Consider the following 24,226-nt stretch of genomic DNA (forward strand, 5'->3'; position numbering starts at 1 on the left):
TAAGATGAATCGATTGCTTGGGGTTGAACTGATGAAGCTGCGCCGTTCGGGAATGGTATGGATCGCTGTAGGTGCGCCGCTATTTTTGACGTTGCAAGGTATTGCGAATTTTTTGCGCTATAGTGATACGATGTTTGCAGGCAGTACACGTACGAAGTGGGAGATTTTATATGAGCAATGTATGATTATGTATCCATCTCTATTATTGCCGTTGGTGATTACCGTTATGGTAGCATTATTGGCACGACTTGAACATAGTCAAAACGGCTGGAAGCAATTGCTCGCACTGCCGGTAACACGCGAACAAGTATACAAATCGAAGCTGGTTATCGCTTGCTTGCTTGTATTGTTGAATTTAGGGGTGCTAAGTATCGGCACATTGGTAGGTGGTCTTATGATAGGAATAGAGGGAGATGTTCCTTATGAACTAATTCTAGGGCGCGGTTTGCTGGCATTTGTTGCTACCCTGCCGGTCATAGCGATACAGTTTGTATTGAGCTACCGCTTTTCGCATGTTGGTGTGCCGTTGGCGATAGGTACTGCTCTGGCTGCTCCCACGCTTTTTGCGGCAAATTCTGAACGGTTTTGGTTATATGATCCGTGGACGTATCCAGTCATGGCGTATTTCGGACCTGCTCAGGAAGGGATTACGAGGGGTGACTGGATGTATGCTATAGCATGTGGACTGTTCTTGCTTATCATATGGATAGGCCTGCAAGAGTTCAAGAAGAGAGACATGGTTTGATTGAAACAGTTATATACATCTGATTTGATAAATCGGCACATTTTTGTGGTGGGGGTAAGAAAAAAGGAAGGGTGGTGGGCGGGAACGGTCGGAAAAAGCCATGCTGGCCTCTCTTCTGCCGGAGTGCAGGGTACATCCATCCTTTTGTTTCCAACCACCTGAACTTTTGCTACTGCGTCAAGTGAATTCTATATAGAGGGCTAAAGGCTGTCACATGTTTTTAACTTTGAGAAAAAATGCTTCATTCTACCTTACCTTTCCTTGCGAATTCGCCGAAGGGAAAAACAAGTCGACCTGTGTACCCACTCCTGGCACACTATAAATTTCCATTCTTCCCTCGTGTAAAGTTACAATCTCGTCGCATATGGAAAGACCCAGTCCACTTCCTGGGGAAGATTCGCTTGTTTTATAGAATCTTTTCTTGATATGTGGGAGGTCCGCAGGAGAAATCCCCATACCTGTATCCTTCACACTTAGTTGTATGCCTGTTTCCTTCTCGCTGGCGAAAATGTATATCGTTCCACCGTTGGGGGTAAATTTCAATGCGTTATCCAGAAGATTAAGCAGCACTTGCTTAAGACGATTTGGATCGCCGGCGATATCAGGCAGATCGGGAGCTATTTCGATAAAGAGTTGCACATTCTGCCTTTTAGTTCGAGGTGCAAGCTGCTTTGCGATTTGCTGTACCCATTCATTTATATTTACTTGGGTGATATGCAGCGTGATTTTTCCTTCCGTTAATCTGGACAGATCTAACAACTCTTCCACAAGAAGAGCCAAACGATCCGTTTCTTTATCAATAATTTCAAGCCCTTCCTGCATAATTGGATCGTACCGGGGCGATTCAGAGAGCAAAGTAATGACCCATCCTTTAATCGAAGTAAGTGGGGTGCGCAATTCATGGGAGATTGAGGAGATGAACTTATTTTTCAATTGCTCATGCCGTGTGATTTCAGCCGCCATATAATGCAGCGTATCAGTCAACTTTCCCAGTTCGTCATTGTTTCTTTTCTTAATGCGTACTGAAAATTTGCCTACAGCCATCTCTTCTGCACCTTTTATAATTTCCCGTATCGGCTTTGTAATAGTTGCGGAGAGTAAGATGCTAATAATGATCGAAACAGCAATGATAATGACCCCAGCAAAAAGAAGGACCAGCGATGTTTTTTCGATCACAGCATACGCTTCGACAAGCGAGGTGACGAGCCGCAGAACTCCCGTCGTCTTCCCTCCGTCCTTAAGTGGGACAGCGATGGACAAAACCGGCTCTCCGGTTTCGGAAATTCTGCCTTGCCATTCTCCTGAACTACCATTGAGAGCCGCTTTTATATCCGGTGTATGTAGGCTCTCTCCCCAGGATATACCTGTAGAGTCGCCGAGAACCGTTCCGTTGAGACCGACAATTTGCACCTGGGCGCTTGTCGTTTCCGCGAAACTATTAATAAGGGAGCTTACTTGTTCCTCCAGGCTTTTTTCAACTAGGTATTGACTGTAGAAAGCGGCCGAGACCTCTGCCTTGTTCTGAAGGGAGTCACGAATATGGCCAAGGTAATATTGGCGGATAGCGATAAACATAAACAGTTCAAAAAGAAAAACGGTAAGTAAAATAATAAGAAAATAACTGCTGACCAATCTTTTTTTAATTCCGTACATTGCTTTGCCCCTTTCGGAAGCAATATCCATAGCCCCACACTGTTTCAATATGAACGGGATGGGAAGGCGTGTCTTCGATTTTTTCGCGCAAGCGTCGAATGTGAACATCTACGGTTTTTGGATCGCCGATAAAGTCAACTCCCCAGGTCATATTTAGAATTTCGTCTCTAGTAAGTGCCTTATCTATGTTCTTCATGAATGTTTTTAGCAGATCGAACTCACGCGGCGTCAGTTCAATATTCCTGTCATCCTTGACGAAGCGATGGCCGTGTGTGTCCAGCTGAAATGGACCACATTGAAGAATCGCCTCCTGCTTAAGCGAAGGGGACGATTGATTCATTCTTCGGAGTACCGCACGAATCCTGGCGGATAGCTCCAGCGGATTGAAAGGCTTAACGATATAGTCATCTGCGCCGAGCTCAAGACCCATAAGTTTATCCATATCTTGTCCACGAGCTGTTAACATGATAACGGCAACATGCGGAAACTCTTCCCGAAGCCTTCGGCATACTTCATATCCGTCAATACCGGGGAGCATTACATCGAGTACGACTAAATTCGGTTGCTCATTTTTGATTTTTTCCAATCCTTCTTCTCCGCTGGCGGCTTCAATTACTGTAAAGCTATCCCGCTGCAAGTTAATGCTAATAAAACGGCGTATGGAACTTTCGTCTTCTACGATTAATATTTTTTTCGGATGATTCCCCAAGCATAGCCCTCCTTTCTTTATGTGAGTGAAACGTATTATTGTATCTTCTATCTTACTATGGAAAAGACTGAAAGAGATTACAAGAGGGTAAAAATTAGAAACCAGCCTGCACCCGTACGCAGGCTGGCTAGAAGGAGGGAAGAGTACGCACAATCCATTCGGCAGTATGAACACAAGCAAAGCTGAATGAAGATTGAGTTTTCTCTTGCTATTACTATATTCGTACACGAAGAAATGGTATGGACAAGGAACTGCTTTTTTGGAAAAAACGTCTTTTGTCTATGCCCTTTATCCATGCATATTCCTTTGTCGGATGTGCTATGTGATTAATCGGTAAAGCGAGTAAAAGGGATTTTTGATTTTGCTATTGAAGTAAACAAGGAAAGCACGAAAAAAAGAAAGGAAAGCGCTATGGAGCATAAACTGGAAAGTGGAACGACGATTACCATTCAGAAGGGAAAACCGGAAGATGCCGAAGTTTATGTTGTATATTTGGAGAAAATCTCCGAAGAAAGCGATTTTCTGACATTTGGTGCCGGAGAGCTTACTGTGACCGCAGAGGAGCAACGTGAGATAATACAGAGATTTTTAGATGCTTCGATTGATTTATGTTTATTGGCGAAAATGGAGGGGGAAATCGTCGGAAATCTTACCTTTCGTTCAGGACGTCGATTACGGACTGCTCATACGGGAGAGTTCGGCGTTAGTGTACGGCGGAAATATCAGGGACTGGGGATTGGCGGAAGGTTGATTTCCTGTCTGCTGGATTGGGCGCGAGAAACCGGACGTATTCGTAAAATTAATTTACGGGTCCGAGCTGACCACAACAGTGCGATCCGACTGTATCGCAAGTTCGGTTTCAAAGAAGAGGGACGGCTGAAACGGGAGTTTTGTATAAACGGAATTTTCTTCGATGCGCTGACCATGGGAATGAATGTGGAGGAGAATGGAGTGATTATGGACAAAAAGAATGGGGTTCTTATCTATCAATCCGAAGAAATTCGGATGCGGTATACGACTCGAAAAGATTTGGATGTCGTATTGTCGACAGAACAAAGCGAGGAAAATAGCAGATTTATTGTTCCGTGGAGTATGGAACAGCATGCAAGTGCGCTTGAGGATGAAAATATGATGCACGCAGTACTTGAGTCTTCAGACGGGACGGAGAGAGTCGGATATGTGATTGTTAGCGGGCTTCAGAATCCTAATGATAGTATAGAGCTGACTCGAATTGTCATTACAGAGAAAGGGAGAGGCTGGGGAAGGAAGGCGCTGCAACTCATAAAGGAATGGGCATTTGAGGAAAGAAAAGCCCAGAGGTTATGGCTTGATGTGAAGGAATACAACACTCGTGCACGCCATATATATGAAGCGGAAGGATTTATCGTGGAAGGCATACTGCGAAACTGTTTGAAGACAGACGGTAAATATGAGTCACTGGTGCTTATGTCAGTACTGGCACACGAATATGCAGCTTGGAGAAAGAAAGGCTGAGGTAATATTATACCTTAGCCTTTTTTTATTTTTCAGCTTCATATGCTTTTTTCACTAAATTAAACAAGTATGCACTGCCTCCGCTATCGGGGTGAAGTACCTTCATTAGGTGACGGTATTGTTTTTTCATATCTTCTCTGGAAGCATGTTGACTTATCCCGAGAAGCTGGTACAAATCCTGCCCGCCTGCTGGTTCGGCAGGTGGATGAGATGAAGAAGAGCTATCGCTGTACATTCGACTATACGTTCGACTTGTATGGGAGCGGGGACTCTGCTCATATAATGTTTGCAGGCTTTTTTGATAATGGCTCAGTATATCTGACAGTTTTTGTTCGTCTTTAGGCATTTCACCTGCAAGAAATTGGTATTCGAATTCCTCATGGAATATTTTCTCGAATCGATCCATCAAGTCGTTATACATCACAATAGCTTCCCGAGTTTTGTCCGCTTGTTTATACAGGCGTAATATTTCCAATATGGCCCATTCCGGCATACCAAATGAAAATGCAAGCAGAGCTTTGCTCTCTTGTTTTTTCGGTATTGATTGGTCATGCAGAAAATCGAATAGTCTTTCCTGAAACTTTGGTGTTAGCTTTTTTCCAATTTCCACTGCAAAATCAAGCCGAACCAAACCTTCTTCCAGACGGCGGCGCCAGATTGGTATTAGGTTGCTAATTGCCTGTATGAGATCAAGTAAATAAACGTCAGTTACCAACATACTGCTTCGACCGGTTTGTGGAGAAGCCTCCTGATCTTCCTTGCTCATAACTCACTTCCTTACTGAATAAATTATTGTGGTTTTTGCCTAAGAAGATGGCACAAGAAAAGGGCGGGTGAAATACAGTAGGTATAGATCGAAGAAAAAAGTCTTGCATTTTTTGCCCGTATGCAAAATAATTTTAATAGAGAAAGAATTGATGAGCAATGTTTTTTTGCGAAAAAAGTTGTGTAAGGTAAACTATTTGGCGTACAGCTAATTGAATTAGAAATCGGAGGTAGTTGGATGGCTAAGAAAGTACAAAATGCGGTCCCTTTATCCGAGTTGGTACCGGGCAGCAAAGCAAGGGTACTGACGCTATCCGCTGAAGGGATGGTACGGCGGCGGTTGCTGGATTTGGGAGTCGTGCCGCAGACTATTATAGAATGCGTACGACGCAGTCCGATTGGAGATCCGACGGCATACCGGATACGTGGAACGACTATTGGATTGCGCAAGGATGATGCAAAGCAAATTATGGTTGAACCGATTATTGAGTGAGGAGGGGAATTTATGAGCTGTATGTGCATAGAGAAAAGAACAGAGCTTCTACATCATAAGTTCGGAATCGCTGCTTCAGCGGAACAGAAAGTCATTGCGCTGGCGGGTAATCCGAATACAGGAAAAAGCACGGTATTCAATGCGTTGACCGGACTCAATCAGCATACTGGAAACTGGCCCGGAAAAACGGTAGGGAATGCACAGGGTACATTTACACATAAAGGACAGTCGTTTCTGCTGGTCGACTTACCGGGGACGTATTCTTTGCTCCCGAACTCAGTTGACGAACAAGTAGCACGCGATTTTATTTGTTTTGGTCAACCGGATGTAACGCTGGTAGTAGTAGATGCAACAGCGATGGAGCGGAACTTGAATCTTGCGTTGCAGGTGATGGAGATTACCGATCAGGTTGTGCTGTGCGTAAATTTAATGGATGAAGCGGAGCGAAAAGGTATTGAGATAAATATAGCAGACCTTTCGAAAAAATTGGGTATACCGGTAGTGGCCACCGCCGCAAGGCAGAAGCGGGGGCTAGAAGAGTTACAGGAACGTCTGCTCGATGTAGCATGCGGAAACATTGTCCCTGATCCATTTATGTTACGCTATAGCCAAGAGATAGAACAGGCCATCAGCGAACTGGAGCTAAAATTGACGCCGCTATTAAAGGGAGCGCTGAAAGCTCGCTGGGTTGCGCTGCGCTTGTTGGACGGAGACGACACGCTCCTGCAGGATATAGAAAGATATATGACAGAAGAGCCGTTGCAAGATCCTTCCCTGGGCCGGGAACAGGAGGTGTCACCATCATGGCCGCAAGCATAGAAAGAAGTGACATTCATCGCTTACATGCGATCGCGCGTCAGATACAGGAGAAAAATACGGAAGCGGTGCGCGATGTAATCGTAGAGAAGATTTATCAGCATTCACAAACGATTGCAGGCGAAGTAACACGTCGTACAAATCAAAACAAAGTAGATCAGGATGACAGGTTAGATGCGATTCTGACATCACGCTATTTCGGATTTCCTATCATGCTGATATTGCTGGGGATTGTATTCTGGATAACCATTGCAGGTGCTAATGTTCCTTCTGATCTGCTAGCGAGCGGTTTTGGATGGCTGGAAGGAAAGCTGACGGATGCATTCATGTGGGCGGGGGCACCAGCATGGTTGCATGGCGTTCTGGTGCTTGGTCTGTATCGGGGCGTATCATGGGTAATCTCTGTCATGCTTCCACCGATGGCTATCTTTTTTCCGCTATTCGCCTTGTTGGAGGATGCTGGATACTTGCCGCGAGTAGCGTTCAATCTGGATCGTTTGTTCCGTAAAGCAGGCGGTCATGGGAAACAGTCGCTTACGATGGCAATGGGATTTGGCTGTAATGCTGCCGGAATTATTTCCTGCCGCATTATTGAATCACCCCGTGAACGCATGATTGCCATTCTGACGAATAACTTTGTACCCTGTAATGGAAGATGGCCGACGTTAATTCTCCTGTCATCATTGTTTATGGTGGGGGCAGTAGGTATGGGTGCAAGCGTGACTATGGCGTCGCTTGTTGTGGTTGGCATGGTGCTATTCGGTATTGTGATGACACTTTTTGTGTCATGGGCGCTTTCCAAAACGCTGTTGCGAGGAGTGCCTTCACATTTCACGCTAGAGCTTCCACCGTACCGTCCGCCACAATTCGGGCGTACTATCGTCCGTTCAGTGTATGATAAGACATTGTTTGTGCTCAAGCGGGCCATTATAACTGCTGCGCCTGCCGGAGTTATTACATGGATTTTGGCTAATATTATGGTTGGAGATAAGAGTGTGCTTACTCATGTTGCGGATTGGTTCGCACCATTTGCGCACGCGATAGGACTCGACGGTTACATCCTGATGGCGTTTCTGCTTGGTCTTCCAGCGAACGAGATCGTGGTGCCAATTCTAATTATGGGCTATATGGCTTCTGGCGCCATGATGGAATTAGATGATATGGGGGCGTTGAAGGCACTGTTTCTAGAGCATGGCTGGACGTGGTTAACCGCGCTGAATATGATGCTGTTCTCACTTCTGCATTATCCATGCGGCACTACAATTTATACGATTGCCAAAGAGACGAAGAGTGCGAAATGGACTGTGCTTTCAGCCGTTATTCCATTGGCTATTGCGATTGTGGTTTGCTTTATTGTAGCTCAGACAGTTCGTTATTTCGGCTGGGTATAGCAATTAGAGGAGTTGGATTCTGAAATGGATCTAACTCCTCTTTTGTCTGGCAAGCAGAAGAAGTGGAGATTATTTGCCCGATAGCTATTCAAATCTGAGAAAGATTTTAACGTTTAGAATAGTAAAAATATTTGTTGAAACATACATATACAAAAGTTATAATACGTTTTAAATACGTCATACAAATTTATGTTATAAAAAGAGGGGAGATTCATGAGTAAACAGTATCGTTTAATGGATGTCGTAACAAAAGGGAGCGTGCCGCCTCCTTGTGATGAAACGCTCGGGCTTACGGTCACATATGCGAAGGACGGCACGGCCCGTGGTGTATGGAAAGTAAACGGAGAGATGATAAATGGAAATGGCGTCGTGATGGGAGGATTTATTGCTTCTGCCGCTGATAGTATGATGGCATACGCGATTGCATCATGCGTACAGGAAGGACAGCATTTTGCTTCTATTAATTTGCATACGACGTTTCATCGCCCGGCTTTTATCGGTGAAATAGAAGTAGAAGCGCATGTGGAAAGAATGGGAAAAAGCATTGGTTATTTGGTGGCCACATTAGTTCAGGAAGGAAAAGAAATCGCGGCCGCCACATCTTCTGTGGTGATTCGATAGTAAAAAATTATAAAAGAGGTGGCAATATGCACATGCTAAAAAGCGAGAAATATGACGCATCATTGGAAAAGAAGCAAAAAACTTTGTATACAACGTTAATTCAAACGACAGATTTTCAAGAGCTTATACAAAAAAAGAAGGAATTTATCATACCTATGTCCATTTTCTTCTTCGTGTTTTATTTTACGCTGCCTATTTTAGCAGCATACACGGATATACTTACAAAACAGGCGATAGGTCATATTACGTGGGCGTGGGTGTATGCTTTGATGCAGTTTGTACTCGTATGGGTGTGTGGATACGTATATGTAAAGAAATCTGAAAAGTTAGATATATCTGCAAAGAAAATTTTATCAGCACATAAGGAGGAATTGGATTCATGAGTTCTTTAGCCTTAATTTTATTTTTAACCATTATTTTCCTAACTTTAATGATTACATATCTTTCTGCTAAAAAAACAAAAAACGCTAGTGAATTTTATACGGCAGGTGGAGGGCTGACCGCCTGGCAAAATGGATTGGCGGTTGCCGGAGATTTCATGTCTGCCGCTTCTTTTCTTGGTATTACCGGGGCGATTGCATTAATCGGTTTTGACGGATTTTACATGAGTATTGGTAATCTTGTGGCATTTCTTTTCCTACTCTACCTCGTATCTGAACCACTAAGAAATTTAGGGAAGTACACAGTAGCGGATATGATTACTACCCGTTTTCATTCTAAAAAAGTACGCGGCGTGGCAGCCCTCAATACACTGGTTATCTCCATTTTTTATATGATTGCTCAACTTGTAGGTGCAGGAGGGTTGATCAAGCTTCTGCTTGGTATTGACTTTGTTCCAGCGGTATTGATTGTTGGAACTTTAATGACGGTATACGTTATTTTTGGCGGAATGACAGCCACAAGCTGGGTGCAAATAACAAAAGCCGTCTTATTAATGGCCGGTTCCTTCATATTAACATTTATTGTATTTGCGAAATTTAATTTTAATGTCATGGCAATGTTTGAACATATCAAAACGGCTACACCATTACAAGAAGCTTTTCTTGATCCTGGAAATAAATATAAGAGTGGACTGGACATGATTTCTTTTAACCTGTCATTAGTGCTGGGTGCGGCTGGGCTGCCTCATCTTCTCGTCCGTTTTTTTACGGTAAAAGATGCGGCAACTGCACGGAAGTCAGTTGTGTATTCTACCTGGTTTATCGGGATCTTCTTTATTATGACGATTTTTTTGGGGTTTGGTGCCGCGGCCTTTGTCGGGTTTAACAATATTGTTGCAGCCAACCCTGGTGGAAACATGGCAGCCCCATTATTAGCACAAACATTAGGCGGAGATATACTGTTTGCTATTGTATCAGCGGTGGCCTTCGCTACGATTCTGGCAGTAGTTTCAGGTCTTGTTTTGACATCAGCATCCGCTGTTGCGCACGATATTTATGGTGAAATTATTCGCGATGGAAAAATTACAGAAAAACAACAAGTACAGGTAGCGCGTATTGCGTCGATTATGGTAGCGATCATCTCCATTATATTGGCGCTATTCTCCCAAAAATTAAATGTAGCTTTTCTATCTGTATTAGCATTGGGAATAGCTGCAAGTGCAAACCTGCCTGTGATACTGTGTACGATATACTGGAAGCGCTTTAATATGACGGGAGCTATTACAGGGATGCTTGTCGGGCTGTTAAGTTCGGTCATTCTTGTATTGCTTAGTCCGAACGTATGGAATCCGGTGCCTGGGGCAGCGATTTTTACAGGCAACCCGGTATTCCATATGGAAAATCCGACGATTTTTACCGTGCCTTTAGGCTTCATCGGTGCTTATCTTGGCACGATACTATCTGCTAAAAAAGCGGACGAGGAAAAATTTGCGGAGGTTCTTTTTAAATCCAATACGGGCTATGGCATTAGTATCGCTAAGGAATAATAATCCAATGGGTTAGAAATATTTACCTTTACGTCCCTTTTTTGTTACTATTTCTTATAAAGGAATGATCTGGAGGATGTAATGAGATTTTCAATCAAAAGCATGTCGGTTCTCTTCTTTCTAAGCATTATTGTACTGACTGGTTGCGTTGCAGAAAAAACAACAGATAATAATACTGAAATTAACAAAGGGAGTAAAGAACACGAAATGGTTGCTGCCTTGTATGGAGAATCAAAAAGCTGGAGAGCAACCGTCGCAATAGGGGTGCACGATGGAGTGTTTGTCAGCAAAACAGAAATAAAGCCGAAGCACGAAATGAATATCTCTTCTGCAACGATTACAACTATCTTTGAAAATGAGAGGTACGGACAGCGCGCTGTCACCATTGCCAACAGAGAGATGCTTGAGCACAGCGTGCTTGGGGAGCGCGAGTTTGGGGCAGGCGGTTCAGTGGATGTTAAAGCTACGAAAGATAAAGTAAAGGCCGAGGTGAAATTGGCCCGGGTAGAGATTCAGTGGGTGTATCAGGGAGAAGCGAAGAAAGAGGACGTTGTGGTACAAGCGCAGTGAAACATTCGAAGTGAACGCCAGCCTAACATCGGGCTGGCGCTTTTTTGTGATGGTGTATGCCGTACGCATCATTCTTTTCTATCCATCTATGGATAATCAATACCCTTGGCACTTTATAAATTCTTGAGATTTTCCCTTTATTATTACTTATAGGGAGGGGATATCATGCAGCCTATCTTACAGGTGCAGCAGATAACGAAAAAGGTACGAAGCAGAACGCTTGTAAAGGACGTCAGCTTTGACATTCAGAAGGGGGATATATGCGGGCTGCTCGGTCCGAACGGGGCTGGTAAAACGACGTTGATTCGTATGCTGACCGGCCTCATTGCACCGACTTCCGGAGATATTTTTGTCTCTGGCATGCATATGCAAAAGGAGCGACAAAATGCCCTGGTGAAACTGGGTGCCATTGTGGAATCCCCTGTGTTTTTTCCGTATTTGACAGGCAGGGGAAATCTGCGCAATTTGGTAAGGCTGCAGCCAAATTTAAGCAAGAAAGAACAAATTGAACAGGTAGAGGAGACATTACACATTGTCGGGCTTACTTCTAGAGCGGACGATCGTGTTGGTACTTATTCGCTCGGCATGAAGCAGCGTTTAGGCATTGCGCAGGCGCTGCTCGGAAAGCCGGATTTTATTATACTTGATGAACCGGCGAATGGACTTGATCCAATGGGGATGCGCGAATTGCGTGAGCTTGTCATGGAATTGCACAAACGACACGGAATTACGTTTCTTATCTCCAGTCATTTACTTGATGAAATTCAGAAAATGTGTGATCACCTCGTGCTTCTCAAGGAAGGAGAACTTATCTGGAAAGGGCAGACGCAGGAGCTTGCCGGAGAAGGCGGGAATTTGGAGGATGCGTTTGTAGAGATGATGGTACGATGATGCGACTGTTTATTAGTGAATGGCAACGGCTCTGGAAACGGAAGAGTACATGGTTAATGTTTGCTGCCATTCCGCTTATCGTATATGCGGCAGGCAGCTATTTTCAGAAGGCTAATGAACAAACAAGCTCTGCGCTTCCTCAATACAGTGTGTTCGGCAATTTCAGCATACTTAGCTTTGAGGAAATGCTTATGACGGTATTTAATTTTATGGTTATTATTCTTGCTGCATTAATCGTTACTGACGAATACCGCAGCGGTCAGCTGCGCATGGTAATGCTGCGTGCCTATACGTTTAGTAAGCTATTTTGGGCCAAGGGAGCGGTACTTACAGGATTGTTGTTTTTGTTTACGTGCTTTTACTTTGTATGTAGCTATGTAGCCGGATTTTTTATGTTTCCGCATGCAGAGAGATTCCCGTTGTTTTATCGGAGTGAAATGGTAGATATGTGGGGCGGTCTTGTTTACAATCTGGCTTTTTACGGTCTAGGTTTTCTAAGCTTGCTTGCCTTTGTTTGTGTTATGCTGCTTATTTCTGTGGCGGGTCATACGACTACTACGACGATTGGTGTGGGTCTAGGTTTTTATTTGTTTTCTCTCATGTATCCTTATGTTTGTAGTTATTTTCAGCCGCTGTTTGGCAATGAGGTATATATGAAGATTTTTTTTAGTTCGATACCGATGATTCAATGGCAAGGCATTGTTTTTATGCTTGCTGAGCAACCAAGATACGTCGGCTGGATTGTGGGAGTGCTTTGCTTTTATTTATTTGTTTTTGGTGGAGCGGCGTATGTTTTATTTACTCGAAAAGATCGCTGGATATAGGGGGAGTAAGTCATGCTGGCATTAATGAAGAGCGAATGGGAACGCATGTGGGGACGAAAAAAAACGAAATATACGTTGCTTGTGTTCGTATTTCTACTGTTGTTTGAGTGCTACTTTCTATGGGGGATGACTGGACGGAGGAGCTTCTATGATCCAAACCATGTTGTTCATCTTAATTCATTGAATACTGCGCCTTTTTTGCTAAGGGAGCTGGCGCTGTACTTACATCTTGTGCTTATTCCTATGCTTGTTGTAGATAGCTTTAACGCAGAGAATACTTCAGGCGCTTTGCGCATGGTACTTCTTCGTCCGATCGCATATACCCGTCTCGTTATGGCGAAATGGCTTGTTCTGGCTCTGCTTCTTCTGGGTATAGTACTCTCGATGCTTATAGTCGGTACGTTATTTGCGAAGCTGGCCATGCCCTATGCCGAGACCGTCGCATTTTTGAATACAGATACGTACACCGCGGTCGGTGCCTTTATTTTTAGCGTTCGTTTTTATAGTATTGCTTATATTGTGCTGCTTGCTGTACTAGGAGTGGGGTGCTTTGTTAGTACGGTACTGCCTCATCCGATTCTTTCCTATTCGGCAATTGTCGGGCTTTTAATCGGAAGTTTGTATGTATCATCCCATTTCCTTTTTTTTCTTGGCCCATCCGACTCCATTTTTCAACTGATCGGTGGGGTTAAAGGATCGGAGATGTATTGGATAGCTCTGGTGTGTGCTATCATGGGATATGTAATGACGCTTTGGATATGGCGACGTAGGGATTGGATGAATTAATTGAAAGGTAGAAGGAGGCATCGTAGTTGAAAGGGAAGATTTTGCTTGCTGATGATGAAGCATCAATTGTTGAATTTATTCAAGATGCCCTGGAGGATGAGGGGTACGAGGTGCTTGTTGCTAATAACGGCAATGAAGTGTTTAAGCAGCTTGTACATAAGCCTGAACTCATCATTCTAGATATTATGATGCCGGGACCCGATGGTTTTGAGGTATGTCGCGCAGTACGAGAGATGGTGAGCTGTCCGATTATTTTCCTGAGTGCCCGTTATGCAGAGTCGGATCGTATTCAAGGGTTGGCTGTTGGCGGAGACGACTACATCGTTAAGCCGTTTAGCATGCGCGAATTGAAGGCGCGTCTGGCCGCCCATTTGCGTCGCGAACAAAGAGCCGGAGCAAAAGCATCACTGGTTGTGCTGCATTATGGAGACATCTCCGTTGATTTGAACAGTTACCGGCTATTGTATCGTGGACAATCTGTTCCTGTTACCGTTCGTGAGTTTGAGATTGTTCAACTACTTGCCCTCCATCCGGACCGTGTGTTCTCACGTGAACAAATTTATGAGAAGGTATGGGGATATGATGCGGAGGGGAATTCACAAACTGTTACTGAGCATGTGAAGAATATTCGGGCAAAGCTGGTAAGCTACAACTCTAAATGCAATCCCATCGCTACAGTATGGGGAATTGGATACAAATGGGTAAGAGTATAAACACGTCTCGCTGGTTTGATAGACTTTCTCTGCGCCATCAGTTTATGTATACATCTATCCTGATTCTTGTCTGTACGATCGGTGCTACGCTTTTGACCTGGGGTCTCAGCATATTATATATATCTAAGGCTCCTGGGGGATTTCCGGCACCGGCCAATTATTATGAGCAGCAGATTCCAGCGATTTTATCGTATGTGCGTAAGAATAATGAAGCGTTGCTTAACCCGGCTGCCCGACCAGCCCTGGAGAAAGTCATCCCTGTGGAAGGAATCGATTATCAAGTGATAGGAAAATCTGGTGATGTACGATACGGTACGAGTACGGAGCGAATCGTAAATAACCGGGAGGAATTGCTTCGCAGGATAAATACTACAAGTGGGAAAAGCGGAAAGTTTATTCAGTACGTTCCTATCATAAACCGGGAGCAAGAAGTGCAGGGAGCCATTCTTTTGCGATACGAGCTGAATTTACTGGCTTCCAATCCCGATAAGCAGTTGTTTATGGCCTTATTTATTGTTGTGAATATGGCGATGCCATTAATTTATTTGACAATATTTACGTTCTTCTTCGGCCAAGTGTTCAGCCGTAAAATCAAACCGCCGATAGCCAAGCTTATCGAAGGAGCGCATCGTATTAAACGGCGGGATCTTGACTTTGAAATGGAAGAGATAAAAGGAGCTAAGGAATTAAAGGAACTGGGAGATGCTTTTGAAGAGATGCGGAAAGCCTTGTATGACTCCCTGGAGCGGGAGTGGCGTTCAGAACAGGTCCGCAGAGAGATGGTTGCCGCTATTGCACATGATTTACGGACACCGCTAACCATTATTCAGGGACATGCTGAAAACCTGCGTGACAGTGAAACGGTTCGTTTGGAACGATTACACAAATATGTAGATACGATTCTACAAAATACTGGACGCTCTATCCGATTGCTGGAGGAAATGACAGGTCTTTCAGAAATTGAACATCCTGATTTTTCCTTATTGCCTGAATGGGTTGATATTGTATCTTTCATCAAACAGAAAACGGAGGAGTACGCCCTTTTGTGCAGTCGGAAAGAAATTGTTCTGTCTTACACATGTGAAGATGTGCGGCCTTCTTCGAAGAAAATGTGCCTTGACACTCACAGGCTTGGACAGGTGTTGGATAATATAATGGCTAACAGCATTCGTTTTACTCCCGAATACGGTAAAATTCAATGGAAAGTAAGAATTAGCGAGGAAAGAGTCGATTTTGAAATCACAGACTCAGGACCCGGATTTACGTCGCAGGATATGCGAATGGTATTCAATAAATTTTATAAAGGTGACTCTTCCCGTTCTGTAGAAAAAGGACATGCTGGGCTTGGCTTGTATACGTGCCATACATTAATTCAAAAGCATGGTGGAGACATTACTGTGGGGAATAACCCGGAGGGCGGTGCATCCGTTCGATTTTGGATACAAAGCAGTAAGCTTTGTGATTCCGCTGATGGTTTGCTATACGTATCAGATTCTTAGGGACAGTTACCCTCTGGAACATCCTGCTGCCCGTTAGACGGGAACAAATAATTTGTTTTGTTAAAGAAACTTCTTATCACAGTTTTCCGTATATAATGGTAGCTAGAAAAAAATTAGCTTTATTCAAGGAGGAAGTACAAATGTCATTGTTCAAGCGACTACGAGATCTTACTTTATCCAATATTTATGCCCTGGTTGAGAAAGCTGAGGATCCTGTAAAGTTACTGGATCAATATATTCGTGATATGGTAACAGATGTGGAAGAGGCGGAAAAAGCGGTTGCAGCTCAAATTGCCATTGAGAAGAAGTTTAAAATCCTGTATGAAGAGCAGGCTGCGCTTGTACAAAAGCGTACAGAACAAGCAGAAAAGGCGGTACAGGCAGATAAAATTGATCTGGCCCGCCGTGCATTGGAAGACAAGAAGGTAGCAGATCAAAAAGCCGAAGAATACAAGACAGCGTATGAGCAGAATAAAGCCGCTGCCGAACAGCTTCGCAGCAAACTTTCAGAAATGCAGAAGCAAGTAAATGAAATGAAAAACAAACGGGAAACGCTAGTTGCCCGTGCTAATGCAGCAAAAGCACAGACGCAAATCAATAAAGCGATGGCCGGATTCGGTACCGATACAGCTAAAGCGGGTCTGAAGCGGATGGAAGAGAAAGTGCTGGAGATGGAATCAAGAGCAGAAGCTTCCAATGAGCTTTCAGCCAAGGAAAAGTCGCTTGACGATGAATTCGCGGCCTTAGATAAAGATCAGGACGTTGAAGATGAACTGGCAGCGTTAATGAAGAAACATCAAAAACAGTAAAGTAAAACTTCCATCAATCAGCAGGGAGATTCTTCATCTTCCCGCTGATGGTTAGTATTTGAAGTACACTCCGACTTATGTTCAGGCAGGGGTGTACTTCGTCTTCTTATAAAGTAAAATTTTTATCAGTGGAGGATTTCTTCATTCTCCGTTGCTGGTTAGGTTTACTTATCAGGGTCTCAGGGGCAGTTATTTCCCGCGCAGCGTACTTGAAGTAGGGCCTTTCCGTCCGGTGGACCGGAATAAATACATTGTAAGGTAAGGAGAGAAAGCAGTGACGTTGATGAATGTAATCGCTATGCTTGTATGGACCGCGGCTGGTGCCGTACTGCTTTTTTTACTGATGTGGATCGACTCCCTTTTTACAAAATATAAAGATTTGACAGAGATGAGAAATGGAAATGTAGCAGTAACGACCCGTTTTATTATGAAATTATTTGCCCAGGGCTATATTTTATCTCAATCCATTTCCAAGGCTAACGATTTATGGCAGGCATTATTGGCTTCTGTCGTCTCTTTCTTTATTCTGTTTGTACTTGAGCTGCTTGTAGAATGGCTGCTGAAGAAAACAGTCCAGCTTGATTTGGACCAGGGAGCCAAAGAGGGGAAAGTCGCCTATGCCTTGTTAGCGGGCTCCCTGCATATCGTAGGTGCTCTCATACTGGCGGCCTGCTTGTAATGATGATGAGAAAGGAGTATGTCTGTGAGTTTATATAAACGCATTAAGAATATTATAAAAAAACCCGAGGCTCCTGCACCGGAGAAGAGTGTCCTGGATTTGGAGCCGGGAGATATTGTTGATGTATCGCTTGTAACTTATCAGGTAATTGGAAGAACATATTATCCGCAACGCAGGGCCGTCTTTTTGACATTGCAGGACGGAAATGATCTCGCCTACCTGAAAATCGAGAAGCGAGAACAGGTTCAGCATGAATTGTATACGGCGATTGATGGCCGTCTTGATTCTTTTGATGAAATTCCCACTACCATTGAAATGGAGGATGTGGTATATCATCTGGAGGAACAATATTCGGGACAGGTACTCACGATAGGTAATACTCCCTTCTCAATGGCAGGTGAACAATACGTCTGGGATTTTCAATCGGATGACCGCAAGCTATTGAGAATCGAATGGCAAGATGGCCGCATGATGATGTATGAAGGAGAATCGGTTATCCCTGCCGATGTACAGGTCATGCGGGCAACATAGGGGGGAAAACGATGGTAAAACGGCTGTTTACAATAATCAAGACGACCCTGGCGGTTGTGTTGGTCGCTTCGACTTTAGCCGGATGTACGAGTCAGGCAATGGGCTCATCTTATCCGCTGGAGTCCGTAACACAGGATGGCAAGCAGCAATCACGTGTGTATTGCGCTGAAAATAAAACCGTTCCCCAGGTCGCAAAAGAGCTTAGTGAACAGAAAAAGCCTAAGGAAATCTCCAAAGAAGATAACGATCAGATGTTCCTCGTCTATTCAGATGAGTGGTATAATCTGCAAAAAGATCCGAAGAAGCCGGAAGATACGTTAATCGAAGTAAGCAATCTGGAGTTTGTCCGGCAAAATTATAATCCGTCATTTTTAGAAGGATATATTCTTGCCAGTATATTGAATGACTTGTTTGATTCACATAAACGATCCGGTGGTTCATATCGTGGCTACGCGGATAAGGATATTTATAAGCCAAAAACGGAATATCACACGCCTACCGCTAAGGAGAAGAAAAATCTTCCGCCTATTACGACTGAAGGAACAGGGTCCATTATTAAGCGTGGTGATAGCTCTTCGTCTTCCTCGGATAGTAAGAGATCATCAGTCGGCTCTGGTGGCAGTATTATCAAGAAAAGTGATACAGACACATCTGCATCAAATGAAAAAAGGGGAAAGATTATTCGTTCCTCTGACGACGGATCGTCGTATGATAAGCAGAGAACTAAAGTGAAACCGAAGGATTCGATATTTTCGCGTCCTAAGAACAATTCTCCTCCGAAGGTAAAGGTGGGAGGGTCAGGAAAGATTTTTAAAAGAAGATAGAAAAACGTAGTAGAAGGGTTGCCTTTTTCCGGCAGCTCTTTTTTTGTTTACAAATCGGTATCATTCCGTTATACTAATTTTCGATAAATCGGAAACGATATTATTTGTGAGGGAGGGAAAAAGAGCGTGAAAGGATATTATAAAATTTTATATGGATTGCTTACAATAAGTATCGTATTTTCTATTTTTTTAGCTGGCTGCGGACAGAAGGAGACAATAGACCAAAAGCAGATTACAGATGGCAGCCAGAAAATCAAAGTGTATACGACACTGTTTCCATTGTATGATTTTGTGCGCACGATTGGAGGGGAACATGTAAAGGTCAGCAATCTTCTGCCGCCAGGTGCTGAAGCACACGATTATGAACCGTCCGCTAAAGATATCGGAAAAGTGAATGAAGCTAGGCTGTTTATTTATAATGGAGCCGGATACGAGGCATGGATTGACAACATGACAAAAAATCTGGATGTTCAAAAAACAAAAGTAGTGGATGCAAGCCGGGGGTTACAGCTAGTGGAATCCGATAAGCATGAGGAGGAACATGCTCATAAGAACGGCGAAGCACACGAAGAACATGAAGGGCATAGCCATGGCAAATATGATCCGCATGTTTGGTTGAATCCTCAGCTTGCTAAGCAACAGGCAGCGAACATTCAAAAAGGGCTGACTGATGTCGATCCGGCACACAAAGCCGAATATGAAGCGAACTATAATAAGCTGGCCCAGCAGTTGGATGCACTTGACAAGGAATATAAAGATGCGATAGCGAAAGCAAAAAAGAAAGAATTCGTTGTCTCCCATAAGGCGTTCACGTACATGGCGGAGCACTACGGATTGGAACAATTGTCTGTATCCGGACTGACCCCTTCGGAAGAACCGAAGCAGCAGCAACTAAAACATTTGATCGATACGCTTAAAGAGCATAATATTAAATATGTAGCGTTTGAAGAACTGGTGGAGAACAAGGTTGCCAAAACAGTTCAGCGGGAAGCGGGGGCGGAAGCCGTGACACTGTATACGCTGGAGAACTTGACGAAAGAACAATTCAACGCCGGTAAAACATATACCGATATAATGAAAGAGAACCTTACTACATTGAAGAAGGTGTTGGAAGTACAGTGAACGACATCATTTTAGACGTACAGCATGTTTCGTACCGCTACGGGAACAAACATGTGCTTGAGGATGTCTCCTTGCAGTTGCATCAGGGCGAGATGCTGGGGCTTGTCGGACCTAACGGGTCAGGCAAGTCCACTTTGCTTAAAATTATTCTCGGCGCGTTGCCGATGCAGAAAGGGAATGTTTCCTGGTTTGGAAAGCCGTTAAACAAGTTTGGCGACTGGCCGCGCATCGGCTACGTCTCGCAAAAAGCGAACAGTTTCAATACCGGTTTTCCAGCTACTGTATTTGAGGTTGTAATGATGGGATTAACATCAAAAATTGGCCTGTTCCGTCGTCCTGGCAAAAGGGAAAAGGAGCGGGTTCGGGAAGCGATTGCGATAGTAGGCATGGGGGAATTCGAAAATCGGAATATTGGCCGTCTTTCTGGAGGGCAGCAGCAGCGCGTATTTATCGCCCGGGCACTGGTCAGTGATCCGGATGTCCTTATTCTTGATGAGCCGACTGTTGGCGTGGATGCGCAATCAGAAGCCCAGTTCTATGAGCTGCTGAAGCAACTGAATGAAGAGCGGCGCATCTCGATTGTGTTGGTCTCCCATGATTTGGGGGCAGTTAGTACGAAGATGCATTCTATTGCTTGCCTGAATCGTAAGCTTCATTTTCATGGAAGAGCGGAAGAGTTTGAGCGGATGCGCCCCGAAATTTTGCTGGGGTCATACGGACATGATGTACATGTCTTGCATCATGACCATTAGAAGGGATTTAAACAGACAATGATAGAAGCGGTTATGAATTATACATTTATGCAGCATGCGCTGTTTTCCGGGCTGATTATCGGCTTCGTGGCACCGCTTATCGGTGTATTCCTGGTGGTGCGGCGGATGTCATTAATTGCTGACGCACTGTCGCATATTACGTTGTCAGGTGTAGCGGCAGGTCTTCTGCTGGCACAGTCTGTTCCGTTCTTTCAGAACGTTAGTCCGGTCTATACGGGTATGGTATTCTCGGTCGGCGGCGCATTTATGGTAGATAGGCTGCGCCAGGCGTATAAGTTTTACCAGGAGCTGGCCATTCCGATTATTCTCTCTGCGGGTATCGGGCTTGGTGTAGTGCTGATTAGTCTTGCGAACGGATTTAATGTGGATTTATTCGGGTATTTGTTCGGCAGTTTATTGTCGGTGACGGAGGAAGACTTATGGCGCGTAATTATTGCGAGTCTAATCGTCATTGCGATTGTTTGGATATTTTATAAAGAATTGCTGTATTTATCGTTTGATGAAGAAGGCGCACGCATTTCTGGCGTGCCGCGTAACTTGATTAATGTTATATTCAGCGTACTGGTGGCACTCGTTATTAGTATCTCCATGCAAGTAGTGGGTATTCTGCTGGTCTCCGCATTGATTACACTGCCGGTTGCTGCGGCGCTTCAAGTAGCCAATAGCTTTCGACAGACATTTGTTTATGCTATTATTTTTGGAGAGGTATCCGTATTGAGCGGACTGATGATTGCATATACGTTCGATTTGGCTTCAGGCGGAACGATTGTACTGGTCGCCGTTCTGTTGCTCGTATGTGTACTGGCCGGCAAACGGCTACGTAATTCTTTGAACTAAAAAGGCGGTGAAAGTTATGACCGCAGAGCAGGCTCTGCAGGTGCTCAAGGAGCACGGATATAAGTATACAGGCAAACGAGAAGAGATGATTCGCATCTTTGCTAAGGAAAAGCGTTATTTATCGGCCCGTGATATGTTAGAGTATATGCAGAAGGAGTATCCGGCGTTGAGTTTTGATACAGTGTACCGGAACCTGACGTTGTTTACCGACCTGGATATTCTTGAGGTGACGGAGTTGGGAGGCGAGCGGAAATATCGGTTCCGCTGTTCCACTGAAGATCATCATCACCACCTGATTTGCTTGTCCTGCGGCAAAACACGCCATATTAAGTCTTGTCCACTGGACGGAATGTTCGGCGAACCTGACGGGTTTACAATTACAGGGCATAAATTTGAAATTTACGGCTACTGCTCACAATGTGAGGAAATGCATCCCTAAGACCCCTTGATATATAAGGGGTTTTTCTTTTTGTGTCTAATTACATAGAGGGTTTTGACCACATTTTGACCACCTTTAATGAGCTAAAGTGATTGTTTGATGCTCTGCATCGCCTTTTTTTATCTGCGTAATCATCCAAGCTGGAATTACGCAAAATTTGAAAGTGTAAAACATTTTAAGCAGGAACGAACAAAATATACCGAATACTATAATTACAGACGAATCAAGGCGAAATTAGAAGGTATGAGCCTGGTACAATGCGGAGCCCATACCCAACAAGCCGTCTAACGAATAACCTGTCTAACTTTATGGGGCCACTTCAAAGGGAGCGGCCCTTTTGTTACATGTTAAAGATAAATCATAAGGTTAGCCGTATACGCTGGAGTTATGCTTCTCTTTGTTTATATTCACGCACCCAACGAGAAACAGTAGCGGCATTTAATGCGTACTTCCTTGCTACTTTAGCGAACACTCCTGTTTTTAAAGCATCTTTGATCACGTTTTGTTTAAATTCGGAGGTGTAGTGTCTTCTCATGGCATCTCCTTAGATTTTCATATTATAAGTATGTATTTAAATTAATAACATAAAATTGAATAATTTGTATATAATTCATTCATAAAATTTGCTAATTTTTTCTGCCTTTATCATGATTGAACTTCATATTTTTGGTGAAGGATAAAGTTTTATATCACACTTATTGATTATCTATAAGGTGGAAGAAAGAAGGTACACGGCCGCTTTGTGGCGCCAAGGGTGTTGATTATAAGCATTGAATTTTCTTTTGAGTATATTATTCTGCCTATTAGGGGGGAGTGCCCTTTTTTATGAACTTTTCCCGGCCTGCCCAAGCACATCTAGTTATTTTGAAAAGAAACAAATGAGCAACAAGGAGGAAAACGGCGAAATCATGAGATTAAACGTTATGACATTCGTTTTCATTCCCTTTCATTATCAATGATTGTCGCTTTCATGAAGGTATATCGACTTTGTAGAAAGGCATTAGAAAAGCGATAATAAAGGTATAGTACATATACGGAGGTAATACAAAAATGAATGCAGTTCAAGTTAGGAAACCAGAAACGAAAGGTATCCTACAGGCATTACTCTGTATTTCTATTTTATGGAGTGTAATCGCATTAGCGCCTAAAGTGGCAGATATTATGGTGACACCATCAATAGAAAAATCAACAGAGAAAAAACATAGTAATGTCTTTGAGGCAAGAATAAACGCTGCTCAGGCGTGGGCAGAACAAATAAAAGTCAATAATAAATAACGAGTGGAGGTAATGTAAAATGTTAAAGTTATTTAAATCTGTAGTTAAGTGGTTTGAAAATGAAAATAAAGCTGCTCGATTAGCTTATGAAAAAATTTGGAAAAACTTATAGGATATTAGAAAAAAGACGGGGCGGCTTATGTATTAATGCTAAGATCGAAAAGTAATATCGGTCATATCCCTCGACTTTTCGCAAATATAAACAGCCAAATAAATAGAGAGGTGATTTGATGTATGTAGGTTGTAAGGTATGATCCCTTGTTCGTTCCCAACATGGAATGAGCAGGGGATTTTTTATTTTCTACAGGTTAAAAAGGGCACTTTCATCCAGTTTTCATCCATTCTTGCCTAATTTCGAAGTAATTACATAATGCTAAAAAAATTTTTTAATCGACATATAGAATAAGAACTAATGTTCTTGTATAATCTAAAATAAGAATATACGTTCTTGTTGGAGGAGGATAAAAGGGATGAATCAGCTTCCAAAAAGACAACAGGCAATTTTTGATTTTATCAAGAAAGAAGTCAAAGAAAAAGATTCCCCTCCAACGCTCCGGGAAAGTGGAGAGGCAGTTAGTTTGGCTTCTAGTTCTACAGTATACAGTTACTTAGCACGTTTGGAAAATAAAGAATTAATTATGCGTAGTCCAAGCAAGCCATAGGCACTTACTATTTTGCATAGTGAAGAGGAAAATGTATGATGAATTTATTTACTTATCTAGGCCGTACTGTTGAGGTTATTTATTTGAATCGGGACGGAGAACTGAGTCAACGGAAGATACGGTTACTGTCAGTAAAGGATGGAAGGATTCGGGCGTACTGCTTCATGCGGAGAGCGACACGATATTTCTTTGTTGAGAACGTACTGGCAATGCGACCAGTGAATGAAAAGCGGGTGAGCTGAAAAAGGCCCGGTGACTAGGCCGGTTTTGTGTTTGGCCACATTTTTGACCATGCACAGAAGTAATCTGCGTTAATCAATAGAAACGATGATAGAAAGAACTCCTGTCAACTACCCACCACTTAGATTCTACCGAATC

Annotated in this window: 29 protein-coding genes and 1 pseudogene; 26 read left to right on the forward strand and 4 right to left on the reverse strand. The window is 43.4% G+C overall.

The features are described 5' to 3' along the window. Window positions 1-4: 4 nt before the first annotated feature. Window positions 5-745 carry an ABC transporter permease gene (locus tag HMPREF0083_RS08830; protein WP_021620897.1) on the forward strand — a complete coding sequence of 247 codons (741 nt, stop codon included), beginning with the start codon at window positions 5-7 and terminating at the stop codon, window positions 743-745. 246 nt (window positions 746-991) lie between these two features. Here the strand turns inward: HMPREF0083_RS08830 and HMPREF0083_RS08835 are convergent, their stop codons facing one another. Then, window positions 992-2,398: a sensor histidine kinase gene (locus HMPREF0083_RS08835; RefSeq protein ID WP_021620898.1), complete on the reverse strand. Its 1,407-nt coding sequence runs from the start codon at window positions 2,396-2,398 to the stop codon at window positions 992-994. Continuing rightward, entirely contained in the window at window positions 2,385-3,107 is a 723-nt protein-coding gene (locus tag HMPREF0083_RS08840) for a response regulator transcription factor (protein WP_040302153.1), read from the reverse strand. The genes HMPREF0083_RS08835 and HMPREF0083_RS08840 overlap by 14 nt, the downstream gene beginning before the upstream one ends. Window positions 3,108-3,518: 411 nt before the next feature. Between HMPREF0083_RS08840 and HMPREF0083_RS27085 the strand changes: the two genes are divergently transcribed. Next, a complete protein-coding gene (locus HMPREF0083_RS27085) occupies window positions 3,519-4,601 on the forward strand; it encodes a GNAT family N-acetyltransferase (protein ID WP_021620901.1) in 1,083 nt (360 codons plus the stop codon). Window positions 4,602-4,626: 25 nt separating this feature from the next. Here the strand turns inward: HMPREF0083_RS27085 and HMPREF0083_RS08850 are convergent, their stop codons facing one another. After that, a complete protein-coding gene (locus HMPREF0083_RS08850; protein WP_021620902.1) occupies window positions 4,627-5,367 on the reverse strand; it encodes a J domain-containing protein in 741 nt (246 codons plus the stop codon). A gap of 237 nt (window positions 5,368-5,604) precedes the next feature. Here HMPREF0083_RS08850 and HMPREF0083_RS08855 point away from each other — a divergent pair, with 237 nt between their 5' ends. The 21 genes from HMPREF0083_RS08855 (at window position 5,605) to HMPREF0083_RS08955 (ending at window position 22,199) form a co-directional block, all read left to right on the forward strand. Then, window positions 5,605-5,859, forward strand: a complete 255-nt coding sequence (locus tag HMPREF0083_RS08855) for a FeoA family protein (protein ID WP_021620903.1) — start codon at window positions 5,605-5,607, stop codon at window positions 5,857-5,859. 12 nt (window positions 5,860-5,871) lie between these two features. After that, a complete protein-coding gene (locus HMPREF0083_RS08860; protein ID WP_051354592.1) occupies window positions 5,872-6,678 on the forward strand; it encodes a FeoB small GTPase domain-containing protein in 807 nt (268 codons plus the stop codon). Next, window positions 6,663-8,066 carry a nucleoside recognition domain-containing protein gene (locus HMPREF0083_RS08865; RefSeq protein ID WP_021620905.1) on the forward strand — a complete coding sequence of 468 codons (1,404 nt, stop codon included), beginning with the start codon at window positions 6,663-6,665 and terminating at the stop codon, window positions 8,064-8,066. The genes HMPREF0083_RS08860 and HMPREF0083_RS08865 overlap by 16 nt, the downstream gene beginning before the upstream one ends. Window positions 8,067-8,279: 213 nt before the next feature. Next, complete coding sequence (locus tag HMPREF0083_RS08870) at window positions 8,280-8,687, forward strand: PaaI family thioesterase (RefSeq protein ID WP_021620906.1); 408 nt, start codon at window positions 8,280-8,282, stop codon at window positions 8,685-8,687. Window positions 8,688-8,713: 26 nt separating this feature from the next. Beyond that, window positions 8,714-9,070, forward strand: coding sequence for a DUF485 domain-containing protein (locus HMPREF0083_RS08875; protein ID WP_021620907.1), 357 nt, complete (start codon window positions 8,714-8,716; stop codon window positions 9,068-9,070). After that, window positions 9,067-10,614 (forward strand): solute symporter family protein, encoded by a 1,548-nt coding sequence (locus HMPREF0083_RS08880; protein WP_021620908.1) that lies wholly within the window; start codon window positions 9,067-9,069, stop codon window positions 10,612-10,614. Before HMPREF0083_RS08875 ends, HMPREF0083_RS08880 begins: the two co-directional genes overlap by 4 nt. Before the next feature lie 81 nt (window positions 10,615-10,695). Next, entirely contained in the window at window positions 10,696-11,184 is a 489-nt protein-coding gene (locus HMPREF0083_RS08885) for a hypothetical protein (protein WP_040302154.1), read from the forward strand. A gap of 165 nt (window positions 11,185-11,349) precedes the next feature. Further along, a complete protein-coding gene (locus HMPREF0083_RS08890) occupies window positions 11,350-12,075 on the forward strand; it encodes an ABC transporter ATP-binding protein (RefSeq protein WP_021620910.1) in 726 nt (241 codons plus the stop codon). Next, window positions 12,072-12,899 (forward strand): ABC transporter permease, encoded by an 828-nt coding sequence (locus HMPREF0083_RS08895; protein WP_021620911.1) that lies wholly within the window; start codon window positions 12,072-12,074, stop codon window positions 12,897-12,899. Before HMPREF0083_RS08890 ends, HMPREF0083_RS08895 begins: the two co-directional genes overlap by 4 nt. A gap of 12 nt (window positions 12,900-12,911) precedes the next feature. Further along, complete coding sequence (locus HMPREF0083_RS08900; protein ID WP_021620912.1) at window positions 12,912-13,685, forward strand: hypothetical protein; 774 nt, start codon at window positions 12,912-12,914, stop codon at window positions 13,683-13,685. Between the two features lie 26 nt (window positions 13,686-13,711). Further along, window positions 13,712-14,398, forward strand: a complete 687-nt coding sequence (locus tag HMPREF0083_RS08905) for a response regulator transcription factor (protein ID WP_021620913.1) — start codon at window positions 13,712-13,714, stop codon at window positions 14,396-14,398. Next, window positions 14,383-15,897: a HAMP domain-containing sensor histidine kinase gene (locus HMPREF0083_RS08910; RefSeq protein WP_051354593.1), complete on the forward strand. Its 1,515-nt coding sequence runs from the start codon at window positions 14,383-14,385 to the stop codon at window positions 15,895-15,897. The genes HMPREF0083_RS08905 and HMPREF0083_RS08910 overlap by 16 nt, the downstream gene beginning before the upstream one ends. A gap of 140 nt (window positions 15,898-16,037) precedes the next feature. After that, the gene (locus HMPREF0083_RS08915) at window positions 16,038-16,706 is read left to right on the forward strand and encodes a PspA/IM30 family protein (protein WP_040302156.1); all 669 of its coding nucleotides are present in this window, start codon (window positions 16,038-16,040) and stop codon (window positions 16,704-16,706) included. Between the two features lie 274 nt (window positions 16,707-16,980). Continuing rightward, complete coding sequence (locus tag HMPREF0083_RS08920) at window positions 16,981-17,385, forward strand: DUF350 domain-containing protein (protein ID WP_040302158.1); 405 nt, start codon at window positions 16,981-16,983, stop codon at window positions 17,383-17,385. 24 nt (window positions 17,386-17,409) lie between these two features. Then, complete coding sequence (locus HMPREF0083_RS08925) at window positions 17,410-17,916, forward strand: DUF4178 domain-containing protein (RefSeq protein ID WP_040302160.1); 507 nt, start codon at window positions 17,410-17,412, stop codon at window positions 17,914-17,916. Window positions 17,917-17,927: 11 nt separating this feature from the next. Further along, a complete protein-coding gene (locus HMPREF0083_RS08930; protein ID WP_021620918.1) occupies window positions 17,928-18,740 on the forward strand; it encodes a DUF4247 domain-containing protein in 813 nt (270 codons plus the stop codon). 126 nt (window positions 18,741-18,866) lie between these two features. Further along, window positions 18,867-19,862 carry a metal ABC transporter solute-binding protein, Zn/Mn family gene (locus HMPREF0083_RS08935; RefSeq protein WP_021620919.1) on the forward strand — a complete coding sequence of 332 codons (996 nt, stop codon included), beginning with the start codon at window positions 18,867-18,869 and terminating at the stop codon, window positions 19,860-19,862. Beyond that, a complete protein-coding gene (locus HMPREF0083_RS08940) occupies window positions 19,859-20,614 on the forward strand; it encodes a metal ABC transporter ATP-binding protein (RefSeq protein ID WP_021620920.1) in 756 nt (251 codons plus the stop codon). The genes HMPREF0083_RS08935 and HMPREF0083_RS08940 overlap by 4 nt, the downstream gene beginning before the upstream one ends. An 18-nt stretch (window positions 20,615-20,632) precedes the next feature. Then, a complete protein-coding gene (locus tag HMPREF0083_RS08945; protein ID WP_021620921.1) occupies window positions 20,633-21,472 on the forward strand; it encodes a metal ABC transporter permease in 840 nt (279 codons plus the stop codon). A gap of 16 nt (window positions 21,473-21,488) precedes the next feature. Then, window positions 21,489-21,911, forward strand: coding sequence for a Fur family transcriptional regulator (locus tag HMPREF0083_RS08950; protein ID WP_021620922.1), 423 nt, complete (start codon window positions 21,489-21,491; stop codon window positions 21,909-21,911). 99 nt (window positions 21,912-22,010) lie between these two features. After that, window positions 22,011-22,199 (forward strand): IS3 family transposase, encoded by a 189-nt coding sequence (locus tag HMPREF0083_RS08955; protein WP_021620923.1) that lies wholly within the window; start codon window positions 22,011-22,013, stop codon window positions 22,197-22,199. Window positions 22,200-22,296: 97 nt separating this feature from the next. Here the strand turns inward: HMPREF0083_RS08955 and HMPREF0083_RS27090 are convergent, their stop codons facing one another. Beyond that, complete coding sequence (locus HMPREF0083_RS27090) at window positions 22,297-22,446, reverse strand: transposase (protein WP_021620924.1); 150 nt, start codon at window positions 22,444-22,446, stop codon at window positions 22,297-22,299. Between the two features lie 515 nt (window positions 22,447-22,961). Here HMPREF0083_RS27090 and HMPREF0083_RS08960 point away from each other — a divergent pair. The 3 genes and pseudogenes from HMPREF0083_RS08960 to HMPREF0083_RS08970 all read left to right on the forward strand — a co-directional run bounded on the left by HMPREF0083_RS08960 (window position 22,962) and on the right by HMPREF0083_RS08970 (window position 24,090). Continuing rightward, window positions 22,962-23,186: a hypothetical protein gene (locus HMPREF0083_RS08960; protein WP_021620926.1), complete on the forward strand. Its 225-nt coding sequence runs from the start codon at window positions 22,962-22,964 to the stop codon at window positions 23,184-23,186. A 470-nt stretch (window positions 23,187-23,656) separates the two neighbouring features. After that, window positions 23,657-23,845: pseudogene (locus tag HMPREF0083_RS08965) on the forward strand (LexA family protein); the annotation flags it as partial. A 38-nt stretch (window positions 23,846-23,883) separates the two neighbouring features. Beyond that, window positions 23,884-24,090: a hypothetical protein gene (locus tag HMPREF0083_RS08970; protein WP_021620928.1), complete on the forward strand. Its 207-nt coding sequence runs from the start codon at window positions 23,884-23,886 to the stop codon at window positions 24,088-24,090. Window positions 24,091-24,226: the final 136 nt, after the last annotated feature.

Source organism: Aneurinibacillus aneurinilyticus ATCC 12856, assembly GCF_000466385.1.
Taxonomy (GTDB): Bacteria; Bacillota; Bacilli; order Aneurinibacillales; family Aneurinibacillaceae; genus Aneurinibacillus; species Aneurinibacillus aneurinilyticus.